Annotated in this window: 15 protein-coding genes; 3 read left to right on the top strand and 12 right to left on the bottom strand. The window is 68.0% G+C overall.

All coding sequences use genetic code 11. The annotated features are described in order from the left end of the window. Positions 1-5 precede the first annotated feature (5 nt). The gene (gloB, locus tag IFJ75_RS18335) at positions 6-734 is read left to right on the top strand and encodes a hydroxyacylglutathione hydrolase (RefSeq protein ID WP_207870162.1); all 729 of its coding nucleotides are present in this window, start codon (positions 6-8) and stop codon (positions 732-734) included. Between the two features lie 9 nt (positions 735-743). Here gloB and IFJ75_RS18330 read toward each other — a convergent pair whose 3' ends face one another. The 4 genes from IFJ75_RS18330 to IFJ75_RS18315 all read right to left on the bottom strand — a co-directional run bounded on the left by IFJ75_RS18330 (position 744) and on the right by IFJ75_RS18315 (position 3,820). Continuing rightward, positions 744-1,529 carry a DUF4908 domain-containing protein gene (locus tag IFJ75_RS18330; RefSeq protein WP_207870160.1) on the bottom strand — a complete coding sequence of 262 codons (786 nt, stop codon included), beginning with the start codon at positions 1,527-1,529 and terminating at the stop codon, positions 744-746. Positions 1,530-1,578: 49 nt separating this feature from the next. Then, positions 1,579-2,304 carry an acetoacetyl-CoA reductase gene (gene phbB / locus IFJ75_RS18325; RefSeq protein WP_207870158.1) on the bottom strand — a complete coding sequence of 242 codons (726 nt, stop codon included), beginning with the start codon at positions 2,302-2,304 and terminating at the stop codon, positions 1,579-1,581. A gap of 126 nt (positions 2,305-2,430) precedes the next feature. Then, positions 2,431-3,183 carry a DUF72 domain-containing protein gene (locus IFJ75_RS18320; protein ID WP_207870157.1) on the bottom strand — a complete coding sequence of 251 codons (753 nt, stop codon included), beginning with the start codon at positions 3,181-3,183 and terminating at the stop codon, positions 2,431-2,433. A gap of 4 nt (positions 3,184-3,187) precedes the next feature. Continuing rightward, positions 3,188-3,820 (bottom strand): hypothetical protein, encoded by a 633-nt coding sequence (locus tag IFJ75_RS18315; protein WP_207870156.1) that lies wholly within the window; start codon positions 3,818-3,820, stop codon positions 3,188-3,190. 191 nt (positions 3,821-4,011) lie between these two features. Here IFJ75_RS18315 and IFJ75_RS18310 point away from each other — a divergent pair, with 191 nt between their 5' ends. Both IFJ75_RS18310 and IFJ75_RS18305 read left to right on the top strand, forming a co-directional pair. Beyond that, positions 4,012-5,616: a carboxylesterase/lipase family protein gene (locus tag IFJ75_RS18310; protein WP_207870155.1), complete on the top strand. Its 1,605-nt coding sequence runs from the start codon at positions 4,012-4,014 to the stop codon at positions 5,614-5,616. A gap of 40 nt (positions 5,617-5,656) precedes the next feature. Then, positions 5,657-6,043, top strand: a complete 387-nt coding sequence (locus IFJ75_RS18305; protein WP_207870153.1) for a hypothetical protein — start codon at positions 5,657-5,659, stop codon at positions 6,041-6,043. Between the two features lie 6 nt (positions 6,044-6,049). Here the strand turns inward: IFJ75_RS18305 and IFJ75_RS18300 are convergent, their stop codons facing one another. The 8 genes from IFJ75_RS18300 to IFJ75_RS18265 form a co-directional block, all read right to left on the bottom strand. Beyond that, the gene (locus tag IFJ75_RS18300; RefSeq protein ID WP_225896895.1) at positions 6,050-7,720 is read right to left on the bottom strand and encodes a putative bifunctional diguanylate cyclase/phosphodiesterase; all 1,671 of its coding nucleotides are present in this window, start codon (positions 7,718-7,720) and stop codon (positions 6,050-6,052) included. A gap of 19 nt (positions 7,721-7,739) precedes the next feature. Then, complete coding sequence (locus tag IFJ75_RS18295; RefSeq protein ID WP_207870151.1) at positions 7,740-8,342, bottom strand: GNAT family N-acetyltransferase; 603 nt, start codon at positions 8,340-8,342, stop codon at positions 7,740-7,742. 207 nt (positions 8,343-8,549) lie between these two features. Next, positions 8,550-9,761, bottom strand: a complete 1,212-nt coding sequence (locus tag IFJ75_RS18290) for a M16 family metallopeptidase (protein ID WP_207870150.1) — start codon at positions 9,759-9,761, stop codon at positions 8,550-8,552. A gap of 50 nt (positions 9,762-9,811) precedes the next feature. Continuing rightward, the gene (locus IFJ75_RS18285) at positions 9,812-10,537 is read right to left on the bottom strand and encodes an SURF1 family protein (RefSeq protein ID WP_207870148.1); all 726 of its coding nucleotides are present in this window, start codon (positions 10,535-10,537) and stop codon (positions 9,812-9,814) included. 40 nt (positions 10,538-10,577) lie between these two features. Beyond that, positions 10,578-10,832 carry a DUF983 domain-containing protein gene (locus IFJ75_RS18280; RefSeq protein ID WP_318781035.1) on the bottom strand — a complete coding sequence of 85 codons (255 nt, stop codon included), beginning with the start codon at positions 10,830-10,832 and terminating at the stop codon, positions 10,578-10,580. 125 nt (positions 10,833-10,957) lie between these two features. Then, the gene (locus IFJ75_RS18275; protein ID WP_207870144.1) at positions 10,958-11,836 is read right to left on the bottom strand and encodes a cytochrome c oxidase subunit 3; all 879 of its coding nucleotides are present in this window, start codon (positions 11,834-11,836) and stop codon (positions 10,958-10,960) included. Between the two features lie 118 nt (positions 11,837-11,954). Further along, positions 11,955-12,557: a cytochrome c oxidase assembly protein gene (locus tag IFJ75_RS18270; protein WP_207870142.1), complete on the bottom strand. Its 603-nt coding sequence runs from the start codon at positions 12,555-12,557 to the stop codon at positions 11,955-11,957. Beyond that, complete coding sequence (locus IFJ75_RS18265; protein WP_207932696.1) at positions 12,554-12,766, bottom strand: hypothetical protein; 213 nt, start codon at positions 12,764-12,766, stop codon at positions 12,554-12,556. The genes IFJ75_RS18270 and IFJ75_RS18265 overlap by 4 nt, the downstream gene beginning before the upstream one ends. Positions 12,767-12,769: the final 3 nt, after the last annotated feature.

Genomic DNA, 12,769 nt, shown 5'->3' with positions numbered 1-12,769 from the left:
CCCGCATGGCCCTGACCGTCCACCTCTTCCCCTGCCTGTCGGACAACTACGGCTTCCTGCTGCGCGACGAGGCGACGGGCATGACGGCGACGGTCGACACCCCCGACGCCGAGGCCATCCTGGCCGAGCTCGAGCGGCTGGGCTGGGGTCGGCTTGACCTGATCCTCAACACCCACTGGCACCCCGACCACGCGGGCGGCAACGCCGCGATCCAGGCGGCGACGGGTTGCGAAATCTGGGGACCCGAGGAGGTGCGCCGCATCGCGCCGCTGGACCGGGTGCTGGCAGGCGGTGAGACGGTGAGGCTGGGCGAGACGACCTTCGAGGTCACCGCCGCACCGGGCCATACGCTCGGCCATATCCTCTACCGCTCGGCCGCCGACGACATCGCCTTCGTCGGCGACACCCTGTTCCCGCTCGGCTGCGGCCGGCTGTTCGAGGGCACGGCCGAACAGATGTGGTCCAGCTTCGCGGCCATCACCGCTTGGCCCGACCGGACGGTCCTCTACGGCGCCCATGAATATACCGCCGCCAACGCCCGCTTCGCCCTGTCGATCGACGACCGGCCCGAGATGCAGGCCCATGCGCAGATGATCTTCGCCATGCGCGAGCGCGGCGAACCGACCGAGCCGACGACGCTTTCGGTGGAGAAGGCCTTCAACCCCTTCCTGCGCGCGCGCGACGCGGCCGACTTCGGCGCCCGGCGGGCGGCCAAGGACGAGTTCAAGGGTTGAGGTTGTCGCTTACCGGCGGACGGCCTGGATGATCCGGGCCGAGGACGGCCGGCCGGTCGGCCCCTGGTTCGGACGCACCGTCACCCTGAGCTCGCCGTTCGAAAAGGTCACCGAACTGGTCCGGCCCTCGGTGATGGTCACGGTCTGCAAGCCGTTGAGCTGGCTTCGCAGCGTCGGCGAGGCCGCCATCCGCAGCACCGCATCGGTCGTCACCATCAGGGCGTCCGTGCACAGGCCCTCGTCCTGTTCGCCGTCCAGCTGGACGCTGATCATCCGGCCGAGTGCGCGGCTCATCAGGAAGCTGCGCTGAACCATCAGGTTGGACAGCTGGATCGGTCCCAGCAGCGGCCGCTCCAGCGCCGGCGCCGGACCGGCCATGGAAGCGGGCGAACCGTTCGGCGCCCGCACCGAATACAAGGTCATGCCGCCGTCGGGCGTGACCCGCAGGATCTGGTCGCCGGCATCGTTGCGATAGATGATGTCGCCGCGCGGGGCCGGGCGGGCGGTCAGGGCCCAGGTCTCGTTGCGGCTGGCGAAGCGGAACAGGGGGCGGGGGCCCGACCGGTCGAAAATGAAGCTCTCGCCCGACTCGGCGACATAGCGGCCGGTTTCCGGCTGGGCCCGACTGGGCCCTCGGCCGAGGCTGCGCGACTGTTCCTGCTGGGCGTTGGACCGGACCTGGGCCTCGGCATCCGCCGGAACGCTAGTGGCAAGGAGGGTCGAGGCGACGAGAGCGACAAACGCCATCGTCGCCGAAAGCGGCGCTGTCGCCGTCTCGACCCGTTGCAACTTCATGCGCTTATCGGTGCAAGCTTGGCGCGGCGGATTTTGGGCGCCGCTGTGTTCAGCCGACCAGATACTGGCCGCCATTCAGGCTGAGGGTGCAGCCTGTGACATATCCAGCACGTTCGCCGGTCAGCCAGGCCACCATGTCGGCGATCTCCTCGCCCTTGCCGAGCCGTCCGACCGGGATCTGGGCGATGATGGAGTCCAGCACGGTCTGGTCCATGGCGCCGACCATCTCTGTGTCGATATAGCCGGGCGCGATACAGTTGACCGTCACCCCCTTGCGCGCGTTCTCCAGGGCCAGAGCCTTGGTGAAGCCGATCATTCCGGCCTTGGCGGCGGAATAGTTGGTCTGGCCGACCTGACCCTTCTGGCCGTTGATCGAGGAGATGTTGACGATGCGGCCATAGTTGCGGTCGCGCATGCCGGTGATCACCTGGCGCGTCATGTTGAACACCGAGTCCATGTTCACCCGGATGACGTCGGACCACTGGTCGTGGCTCATCTTGTGGAAGAAGCCGTCGCGGGTGATGCCGGCGTTGTTGATCAGGACATCGATCGGGCCCAGCTCGGCCTCGACGTCGGCGACGGCGCGGGCGCAGTCCTCGAATGATCCGACATTGCCTTTGACCACCATGACGCCCAGTTCGCGGGCGGTGGCCTCGGCGGCCTCAGTGTTTCCGGAATAGCCGGCGGCGACGGCCATGCCGTCTTCCTTCAGCCGCTGAACGATCGCCTTGCCGATGCCGCGCGTTCCGCCGGTCACCAGAGCCACTCGCGCCATGTGCGTTTCCCCGTCCTGTTTCCTGTCCTCGCCGTCGGGGTCTGCCGCCCCGACCGGCTTCTGGAAAAAAGCTTTAGCCCGCGCGGAGTTGCGCGAAAAGCCGGTGTTACGCGGCGTGATCCGTGATCAGGCCCTCAGCTTGTCGATCAGGGCCATGGCCGCCGCCGGGTTCCTGACCTTGGCCCCGGCGATGAAGTAGGCGAAGACGTCGCCGCGTTTCGCCCAGCCCGCCGTCTGTTTCGCAATGGCGTCCAGTTCGGCCGAAGTCATGCCCGTCGGCTCGTCCTCGCGGCTCGACATCAGCCGCGCATAGGTGAAGTCGGCGGTCTCCTGATCGATCCGGGGCCAGGTCGGGCTCTCGTCATCGACGGCATAGACGATGGCCGCCCCGTATTTCCGCGCCAGGTCGTAGAATTGTTCGTTGTCGAAAGTCGGGCTGCGGACCTCCAGCGCATGCCTCAGCCGCACCCCGTCCTTTTCCTTGGGCAGCAGCTTCAGGAAGCCCTCGAAGTCGACCGGATCGAATTTCTTGGTCGCCATGAACTGCCAGTTGATCGGCCCCAGCTTGTCGCCCAGCGCCGTCAGCCCCTGATCCAGAAACCGCTCCAGGCTTTCATTGCCCTCCGACAGGACCTTGCGATTGGTGCAGAAGCGGCTGGCCTTGACCGCGAAGACGAAGTCGTCGGGCGTCTCGTCGCGCCACTTCATCCAGGTGTCGATCTTGAAGCCGGAATAGTAGGTGCCGTTGATCTCGATCGAGGTCAGTTTCGAGCTGGCGTAACCCAGCTCCTTCTTCTGGCTCAGCTTGTCCGGATAGAAGACCCCGCGCCACGGCTCGAAGGTCCAGCCGCCGATGCCGACATAGGTTTTTCCGCTCATCACATCAGCCTTTCGGAATGAACCGCACGGAGTTCAGGGAGGTCATCGTATCCGCGTCGAGGCCGATTCGCCCTTGTGTCGTGGCCACCACCGACCGGGTCCCGTCGCTGACCACGGCCCACAGACATTCGCCGCCCGCCGCGTGGAAGCCCGTTTCCTCGTCCTCCGTGCCGCAGGTCACGGTCGCCTTCAGTCCCGGTCCGCCCCGCGCCGTGAACCGTTCGACCGGCACAGGCTCGAACCGGCCGTAGGTGGTCATCAGCACGCCCTGGGCGTTCTTCTCGAACCCGGCCTGCTCCGTCGCCACCGTGTCCAGCGACCCGTCGACGGGCTGGAAATAGATCAGGGCCTCGCCCTCCCCGCCTTGGCCCGGTCCGAACAGGCCGATACAGACCACCCCTTCACCAACGTCGCCGCAACCGTCCGTGTGGCGGTCCGGAGCATAGTCGAAGGCGATGCCGAGGGCGGGGTCGCTATAGGTCTTCCAGCCCGCGGGAAGGGCCGGGGCGGCGGCCGGCGCAGGCGCGGGAGCGGTCGTACCGGCTGGAGACGGCGCGGCCGGGGCCGCCGGTTCGGGCCGGTCACAGCCTGCCAACGACGGGATCAGGGCCAGTGCGGCCAGCCAGTGTCTGGACATCGTTTCCTCGCCCCTGCCGGGTTCGTCGGTCACAGCCTCGGCCGGATGTGAGACCGGGGCAAGTCCTGATCCCACCCTCACGGGCTGCAACGCCCGGAACGCGCCATTGGTCGCGACCTGCCTTGACCGGTTTCCGTCGCGAGCCGAAAGTCACGCCGAAGAGACGCTCGAAAGTCTCCCGAGGAAACGCCATGATCGACCCCATCGACCGCCGCGGCCTGCTGGCCGGCGCCGCCGCGAGCCTGTCTTTGGCCGCCTCGCCGTCTTTCGCCGGGCCTCGCGATGACACCGGTGTCCAAGCAAGGACGAATGCCGGTCGTATCCGGGGCTTCCGCGATCGCGACGTCGCCGTCTTCAAGGGCGTGCCCTATGGCGCGGACACGGCCCAGACCCGGTTCGCCGCGCCCAAACCGCCCCGCCCCTGGCGCGGCGTAAGGCCCTGCCTCGACTTCGGCGCTCCCGCACCCCAGCCCGGCGGCAATCCCGGCGCCGGCTATCTGCCGGACAGCGCCTACACCCAGGACCAGACGTCGGAAGACTGCCTGAACCTCAACCTCTGGACCCCGGCGCTGGACGGCGCGAAGCGTCCTGTGCTGGTCTGGTTCCACGGCGGCGGGTTCTCTGGCTGGTCGGCCAACAGCCCCCTCTATGACGGCGCCAATCTGGCCAAATGGGGCGATGCGGTCGTCATCACCGTCAACCACCGCCTGAACGCCTTCGGCTATCTGTATCTCGGCCAACTCGGAGGCGAGCGCTTCGCCGATTCCGGCAATGCGGGGATGCTGGACCTGGTCCTCGCCCTGCAGTGGATTCGCGACAATATCGAAGCCTTCGGCGGCGACCCGGGCCGGGTCAGCCTGTTCGGACAATCGGGCGGCGGGGCCAAGGCCTCGGTCCTGATGGCCATGCCCGCCGCGCGCGGCCTGTTCCACCGCGTCATGACCATGAGCGGCCAGCAGGTCACCGTCACCCCGGCCGAGATGGCCACCACCGCCGCCCGCAAATTCCTGACCAACGCCGCGGTCGAGAGCCCCGACGCCCTGCTGACGATGTCGAAGGACCAACTGATCGCGGCGACGCGCGGCGTCTCGACCGGCCCGGTGCTGGACGGCCGCAGCCTGACCCGCGACCCGTTCGAGCCGGACGCCACCCCCGTCTCGCGCGACGTCGCCCTGATCATGGGCAACACCCATGACGAGACCCGCTATCTGATCGGTCTGGACGAGCCGGCGCTGTCGAACCTGACCTGGGACGAGCTGCTGCCCGCCCTGAAGCGGTCGATCCCCAACTTCTTCGGCCCCCTGACCCCGGAATCGGCGGTCGTCTGGTATCGCGACAAACACCCGGCCTATTCGCCCAGCCAGATCTTCTTCGCCATGACCACAGAGCTGCGGTCCTGGCGGGCCCAGATCATCCAGGCCGACCGCCGCGCGGTTCAGCCGGGCGCCAACACCTGGGTCTATCAGTTCGACTGGCAGAGCCCGGTGCTGGACGGACGCATGGGCGCGCCCCACTGCGGCGACATCCCCTTCATGTTCCGCAACCACCGCGAAATGGTCTCCATGACCGGCGGCGGGCCGGAAACCGACGCCGTCGCCGACGCCATGTCCTCGGCCCTGATCAATTTCGCCCGCACCGGCGATCCCAACGGCGCGGGCGTCCCCGCCTGGCCGAAATACGAGCTGCCCGGCCGGGTCACCATGCAGTGGAACACGGTGTCGAAGGCCACCCCCGACCCGCGCGGTGAGGAACGTCGCCTCGTCGGCCTCATCCCCTACCGCCAGCCGGGCACCTGATCAGGGGAACGGAACCGCGCGGCCCGCCGTTCGGCCCAGCATGATCGAACTTCTCCTCGACGCGTCCAACATCCTGGGCGGCTTCCTGCTGGCCATCGGCCTTCTCGTCCGGCTGCCTTCCGTGGGCGACAACCTCGGGCGGGCGGCTGAACGCCTGGGCGCTTTCGGCTGGATCGTGGGGATCGTGGCCCTGACGGCCGGAGGCTTCTTCCTCATCCAGCACCTGATCAGCGGACCGCGCGTCTTCCACTATGAGGTGGTGGCCATCATCACCGGCGTCCTGCTGCTGTGGGACCGGCTGAATCTCAGGGCGCGGACCGGGCGCGACCTTCCAGCCAGCGGCGCATCCGGGGCGGGACTGGTGCTGGCGATTTTCGGGATCGTCGCGATCCTGGTCGGCCTGCAGGGCCTGATGACCCCGAACTGACGCGATTCAGGCCGACCGCTGCTTCAGCGGCGCGGAGCCGTCGGACAGGCTTTCGTTGAGATAGACCTCGGCCTCCTGCGCCGGCAGGGCGGGGGCATAGCCGAAGCCCTGACCATAGTGGCAGCTGGCGTCGAGCAGCAGCTTGGCCAGCCCGGCGTTCTCCACCCCTTCGGCGACCACCTCGAGGTTCAGGTCGCGGCCCAGATTGACCACCGACTTGACGATCTTGGCCGAGCCCTCGTCCTTGTCCATGGTCAGGACGAAGTAGCGGTCGATCTTCAGCGTGTCGAACGGGAGGCGCGCCAGATAGGACAGGGACGAGAAGCCGGTGCCGAAGTCGTCGAGCGCCAGCGAGGCCCCGACGTCCTTGAGTTGCTGCAGGATCACCGCCGCCCGGGCGGTGTCGCGCATGATGTCGCCCTCGGTGACCTCCAGCTTGAGCGCGCCCTTGGGCAGGCCCGTCTCCTGAATGACCCGCTGCACGTCCTCGACCAGATTGGGCCGCTCGATCTCCCCGACCGACAGATTGACGCTGCAGAACAGCTTGCCGGCCAGCGGATGGCGCTGCAGCCATTCCGCCAGCTGCCGCGCCGACTGGGTCATCATCATCAGACCCAGATCGTTCATCAGGCCCATTTCGTCGGTCAGGCCCAGGAACTCGTCCGGCGGCACCAGACCGCGCTTGGGGTGACGCCAGCGGGCCAGGGCCTCGAAGCCGGCGACGGCGCCGGTGTTCAGGTTCACGATCGGCTGGAAGAAGGGTTCGATCTCGCCGCGCACGAAGGCGTTGCGCAGGTCCGCCTCCAGCGCCAGCCGGCTCAGGCTGTCGCTTTCCAGCGCGCGTCCATAGGCGGCGGCCCCGCCACGCCCGGCGCCCTTGGCCTGACCCACGGCCAGTTCGACACGGCGCAGCAGCTCGGCCGGATCAGGCGCATCCGCCCCACCCTCGCAGGCGACGGAGCCGATCGAGACGGTCGGATAGATGTCGAAGCCGGCGACACGCAGCGGCTGCTCCAGCGCATCGCGCACCCGGTCGCTGGAATGGGTGATGCCGCGTTGCAGGATGACCGCGAACTCGTCCTCGCCGACCCGCGCCGGAGCCGCGTCGTCGGAGAAGGCGGCCGCCAGCCGCGAGCCCAGGGCCGACAACACCAGATCGGTTCGTTCATGGCCCAGGGCCTCGTTCAGCCGCCTCAGCCGGTCGACGTCGGCGACCACCACATCATAGTCGCCGGGCACGGCCAGGATGTCTGAGGCGCGGGCCAGGAAGGCGCGGCGGTCCAGCAGACCGGTCAGGGCGTCCTTCTCGGCGCCCCCGAACTTGGTCTCCAGCGCCACCATCCCGGCGGCGCGCAAGCCGTCCTCCAGCCAGACGCCGCGCCACAGACAGGTCTCGGACCCGCGCATGCGCAGGCGCACGGCGATCTCGGAGCCTTCCTCGCGCGGGGTCAGGATGCTTTCGGCCAGCGACCGGTCCTGCGGCAGGGTGATGGCGACAAAGGCGGCGCCCGAACATTCCGGCGCCAGCGGCCCCAGTCCCAGCGGACGGGTCGCTCCGGTGAATCTCAGGGTGTCTTCGGAAGGGGTCCAGATCCACAGGGCCGTATCGGCCGCGGCCAGGGCCTCGATCGCCGTCGTCGCATCCCAGGCCAGTGTTCGGGATCGCGTGGGGGTCACGGGCGGGGGCGCTCTTCCTTCAGGAGGACCTTTGTTCGGCCCGTTCGGCGTCTTCTGACAAGAGGCCGAACAGCAGATGATCTGCCCATGCGCCGTTAATTTTAAGATAAGCCCGGGCCTCGCCCTCCAGCCGGAAGCCGGATTTTTCCAGCACGCGGCGCGACGGGGCGTTGGAGGGCAGGCAGGAGGCTTCCAGCCGGTGCAGCTTCAGCTGGCGAAAGGCATGGCGCGACATCGCCTTCACTGCCGCCGTGCCGTGGCCCTCGCCCGCATAGGGGCGGCCGATCCAGTAGCCGAGGGTCCCGGTCTCGGCGACGCCCCGGCGGATGTTGGACAGGGTGATGGCGCCGTAGAGGGTCCGCCCCGTGGGATCGAGCACGAAGAAGGGCCAGGCGTTGCCCAGCTCCATCTCGCGCGCATAGACGGTCAGCCTGCGCCGATAGGCCGCCCGGGTCAGGTCGTCGTCGGGCCAGGCCGGCTCCCACGGCTGCAGATAGTCGCGCGAACTCTCGCGCAGATCGGCCCAGGCCGCATAGTCGCCGATGCGCGGCGGCCTGAGGACCACCCCCCGCCCCTCGACCACCGGTCCGGTCGCATCCGTCATCCAGTCGAGAAGGGCCATGGCGGGCAGGTTAGCGTGGGGGATAGCGACATGGAAACCCTCTCCCGGCGGGAGAGGGCTTGAGCGCCTGAGAGCGTCAGCGATCAGACTTGCGCGAAAGGGTGAGGGGTTCCCTGCCAACCGATGAGCGCCGGCCCCTCACCCCTTCGGCTGTACGCATCGCTTCGCTCTGCGAGCCTCAAGCCCTCTCCCGCCGGGAGAGGGAGGTTATTTCGCCAACCCCTTCACGAACGCCGCGCCCGCCGCATGGGCCGCCTTGGGGCCCAGCACCGAGGTCGCCGACAGGCCCGTGGCCAGCACCCTCTGACCCACCCGGCGCAGATCGTCCGCCGTCGCCGCCGCGATCCGGGCGGCGCTGTCGTCCGAGGACACGGGCGCGCCGTAGATCAGGGTCTGGGCGGCGTTGCGGCCCGCGCGGCTGGCCGGGCTCTCGTCCGACATCCACAGGCCCGCCTTCAGCACGGCCTTGGCCCGCGACAGCTCGGCGTCCGTCGGCCCGTCCGTCGCGAGCGCGCGGATCTCCCCGGCGCAGACGTCCGCCAGTTCCACGGCCCGGTCGGCGGCGGCGCCCGCATAGACGCCCAGCACCCCGATGTCCTCATAGGCTTCCTGATAGGCGTCGATGGCATAGGCCAGGCCCCGCTCCTCGCGCGCGCTCTGGAACAGGCGGGACGCCATGCCACCGCCGAGGATTTCGGTGAACAGCCGCATGGCCGGCAGGTCCGGATCGGTCGCTGACACCGACGGCAGCTGGAAGACGATATTGGCCTGTTCGATCTTGCGGCTCAGCGTCGCCGCCCCGCCGGTGAAGGTCGCGGGCTCCGGCGCTTCGGCGGGCGTCGCCACGGCCTGACCGAACCAGCGCTCGGCCAGCGCCAGCAGCTCGGCCTCGTCCACGGCGCCGGACACCGCCACCACCATCCGGTCGGGCGAATAGAGGCGGGCGCGCCAGTCGCCGATGCTCTCGCGCGTGACCGGCGCCAGGCTCTCGACCGAGCCGAGGATCGGCCGCCCCATCGACTGGCTGGCGAAGGCCTTCGTCTGGGCCATCTCGAACACATGGTCATCGGGGGTGTCGAAGGCCTCGGCGATCTCCTGCGCGACGACGTCCTTCTCGCGCTCGATCTCGGCCGGATCCAGTCTGGGCCGGAAGACGAGGTCGGACACGACCTGCATCGCCAATCCCAGCGACCCGTCCAGGGCCCGGACCTCGAAACTGGTGCGCTCATATCCGGTGGCGGCGTTGATCGTGCCGCCCTCGGCCTCGATCCGCTCGACGATGTCCCTGGCCCCCATGTCTCCGGCGCCCTTGAACACCAGATGTTCGAGAAGATGGGACCATCCTAACCGGGTTTCGTTCTCCCACCTCGCTCCGCCGCGCACGGCGACGGTCAGGGCCAGGGTCTTCAGGCCGGGCATCGGATCACAGACGACGCGGACGCCGTTGGCGAGGGTATGGAGGGTGGCGGTCAGTGTGTGTCTTTCGCGGACGCCGGCGCCAGTCGCCGACGGAGCATGGCCACATAGAAGCCCATCAGGGCCACCGCCAGTCCGAACCAGGTCAGGGCATAGCCGAAATGATTGTTGGCGAAGGCCGCCGGCGGGGCCGAAGCTTGAAGCGCGCCCAACTCAGGATTGGTCGAAGACAGGGCGTAGAGGGTGAATTCCGAGGCGTCCGGCGCGCCCAGGGCCTTCGCCATGGCGGCGCTGTCGCGGGCGTAGAAATGGTTGACCCCCGCGGTCTTTGACGGCGCGGGCGTCATCCCGCCACCGCCTTTCGGCGTGCGCCTCAGCTCGACCAGCAGGGACAGGGGCAGGGTCGTGTCCAGCACGCGCGGCCGGGCCGGGACGGTGTCCGGCAGGAACCCCCGGTCGATCAGGAAGGGCTTCGCCTCGCCCGGCGCGCGGCAGACCGAGACCAGCCGCACTCCGACGCTGCCGTCATGAATCGTCTGCAGCTCGACATAGGGCGCGGTCGGCAGGCCCGGGCAGACGATCAGGGCCTTGCGGAACTCAGGGTTCGGCGCGGTCAGGACCTCGGCGATCGGCGCGGGCGGGGCCTTGGCCGCCGCATCCGCCTGGGCGATCAGGCCTTCCTTCCAGTGCAGCCTCTGCACCTGCCAGACGCCCAGCCCGATCAGCAGGACCAGGCAGGGCAGGACGGCGAGCGTCAGGATCCACGGGAAGCGCTTCACGAAATCCTCCCCCGTCGGGGGAGGATCGAAGCTGAGCCGCTCATCGCTCCCGCCCCTTCATCTGCAGCGCGATCATCAGCCCCTTGCCGGGCCGCATCAGCCCCAGAGACAGGATCAGCGAGGCCGGCAACGCGATCAGCAGCATCAGCCAGATCGGCGGGTTCAGCGCGATCTGCAGATAGAGGGCCGTGAACACCACGATCCCGCCGGCGATCTGCATGATGAAGATGGCGGCCCCGTCGCCGGTGTTCAGCCGGCTGAAGTCGAAGCCGCAGGCCTCGCAGCGTTCGACCACCTTCAGGAATCCCTCGAATAGCCGCCCCTCGCCGCAGTTCGGACAGCGGCAAAGCAGACCGGCCCGGATCGGGTCGATCCGGGCCGGCTCAGGTGCTTTCGAAAGTGGGTCTTGGCTCAAACGCCCTAGCCGAAGATGACGTAGACGAAGGCGAACAGGAACAGCCACACCACGTCGACGAAATGCCAGTACCAGGCGGCGGCCTCGAAGCCGAAATGCTGCTTGGGCGTGAAGGCGCCGTTCAGCAGGCGGATCAGGCAGACGATCAGGAAGATGGTGCCGACCAGAACGTGGAAGCCGTGGAAGCCGGTCGCCATGAAGAAGATCGAACCATAGAGGCCCGAGTTGGCGGCTTCCTCGTTGAAGAACAGGTTCTCCAGAATGATCTCGTGGTACTCGTACGCCTGCACGCAGGTGAACATCAGGCCCAGGGCGATGGTCAGGACCAGGGCCAGTTTGGCGCCCGAACGGTCGCCGACCTGCAGCGCATGGTGCGCCCAGGTCACGGTGCAGCCCGAGAGCAGCAGAGTCACGGTGTTGAGCAGCGGCAGCTGCCAGGCGTCCAGGGTCTCGATGCCCTTGGGCGGCCAGGCGGACCAGGCCTTGGCGGTGTCGGCCCAGCCGGCGACCTCGGGAATGTGCTGACGCGCGGTGTGGAACACCGACATCTCGAAGAACATCCAGAAGAAGGCCGCGAAGAACATGATCTCCGAGGCGATGAACAGGACCATGCCGTAGCGCAGGCCGATGGCCACGACCGGGGTGTGATCGCCCTGGTTGGCTTCCTTGACCACATCGGCCCACCACAGGCCCATGCCGCCGAGCGTCAGGACCAGGCCAACGAAGAACGGCCAGTGGGTGCCAGCCTCGAAGCCGAACAGCCCCTTCATCCAGATGACCGCCCCGACCATCATCACCACCGTGGTGGCCGAGCACCACAGAGGCCAGATGCTGGGATTCACGAGGTGATAGTCGTGATGCGGAGCGGCGTGGTTATCGGCCATCTTCAGGATCTCGTTGAGAACGCGAAAGTCGTCAGCTTCAGGCTATAGCCGATTTTGACGGTCCGTCGAGCGGGGCGCGGGGCAAAAATGAGGCGAGCGTTGCGGGAAGCCCGCAGGCTCAGCTTTTCGCCGGAATCGCCAGCCCGGTCTGACCGTTACCCAGGGCCACCGGCGCGCCGTCCTTCGCCGGATAGAAGGTGTAGCTCAGGGTGATTTCCGTCGCCCCCTTCGCCTCGCGATCCGTCGCCAGTTCGGGGGCGACGAAATACTGGACCGGGAATTTCCGCGTCTCGCCGGCGGCGATCGTCTGTTCGTCGAAGCAGAAGCACTGCAGCTTCTGGAAATAGGGTCCGGCGTATTCCGGGGTGACATTATAGGCCGCCCGGGCCTGGATCGGCTGGTCCGAGGTGTTGGTCACGTCGAAATAGGCGAGACCGGTCTCGCCGATCCGCACCCGCTGAAGCGTCTGTTCGGCCGTAAACTTCATCGGCATGTCGCGGACATTGGTGTCGAAGCGGATCGTCACCATCCGGTCCAGCACCTGATCCGGCGCCTTCTCGGCCCGGCGCACAGTGCCGTCGAAGCCGGTGACCTGACAGAACATCCGGTAGAGGGGCACGGCAGCGAAGGCGGCCCCGGTCATGCCGATCACCGTCAGCAGGCAGATCGCCGCGATCATCCGCGCCCGCTTCGAGGCGACCCCTCCCGAAGATCCGCTCATCGGGCCAGTGTCGAATCGTAGGTCTTCTCGGGATGCATCGGGCCGGCGGCGAGTGCGGCTTCCTTCTCCCGCTCGGCCTTCTGGTTGGCCTGCATCCTCAGGAAGGTGGTCGAGAACAGGAGGACCACGAAGGCCGCCAGGGCCAGGCCGATCCAGACGTTGCGGCGGCTGCGGGCCGCGACCTCTGCGGGGGTGAGCTGGATGACCATCGG

This window comes from Brevundimonas goettingensis (assembly GCF_017487405.1).
GTDB lineage: Bacteria > Pseudomonadota > Alphaproteobacteria > Caulobacterales > Caulobacteraceae > Brevundimonas > Brevundimonas goettingensis.
This window is presented reverse-complemented; position numbering and strand designations above follow the sequence as displayed.

Excerpts from the sequence above, each read along its gene's own strand:
- IFJ75_RS18275 (WP_207870144.1), bottom strand. The coding sequence starts at position 11,836 with ATGGCCGATAACCACGCCGCTCCGCATCACGACTATCACCTCGTGAAT.
- IFJ75_RS18265 (WP_207932696.1), bottom strand. The coding sequence starts at position 12,766 with ATGGTCATCCAGCTCACCCCCGCAGAGGTCGCGGCCCGCAGCCGCCGC.
- IFJ75_RS18270 (WP_207870142.1), bottom strand. The coding sequence starts at position 12,557 with ATGAGCGGATCTTCGGGAGGGGTCGCCTCGAAGCGGGCGCGGATGATC.
- IFJ75_RS18320 (WP_207870157.1), bottom strand. The coding sequence starts at position 3,183 with ATGAGCGGAAAAACCTATGTCGGCATCGGCGGCTGGACCTTCGAGCCG.
- IFJ75_RS18315 (WP_207870156.1), bottom strand. The coding sequence starts at position 3,820 with ATGTCCAGACACTGGCTGGCCGCACTGGCCCTGATCCCGTCGTTGGCA.
- IFJ75_RS18290 (WP_207870150.1), bottom strand. The coding sequence starts at position 9,761 with ATGCCCGGCCTGAAGACCCTGGCCCTGACCGTCGCCGTGCGCGGCGGA.
- phbB (WP_207870158.1), bottom strand. The coding sequence starts at position 2,304 with ATGGCGCGAGTGGCTCTGGTGACCGGCGGAACGCGCGGCATCGGCAAG.
- gloB (WP_207870162.1), top strand. The coding sequence starts at position 6 with ATGGCCCTGACCGTCCACCTCTTCCCCTGCCTGTCGGACAACTACGGC.
- IFJ75_RS18295 (WP_207870151.1), bottom strand. The coding sequence starts at position 8,342 with ATGGCCCTTCTCGACTGGATGACGGATGCGACCGGACCGGTGGTCGAG.
- IFJ75_RS18330 (WP_207870160.1), bottom strand. The coding sequence starts at position 1,529 with ATGAAGTTGCAACGGGTCGAGACGGCGACAGCGCCGCTTTCGGCGACG.
- IFJ75_RS18305 (WP_207870153.1), top strand. The coding sequence starts at position 5,657 with ATGATCGAACTTCTCCTCGACGCGTCCAACATCCTGGGCGGCTTCCTG.
- IFJ75_RS18310 (WP_207870155.1), top strand. The coding sequence starts at position 4,012 with ATGATCGACCCCATCGACCGCCGCGGCCTGCTGGCCGGCGCCGCCGCG.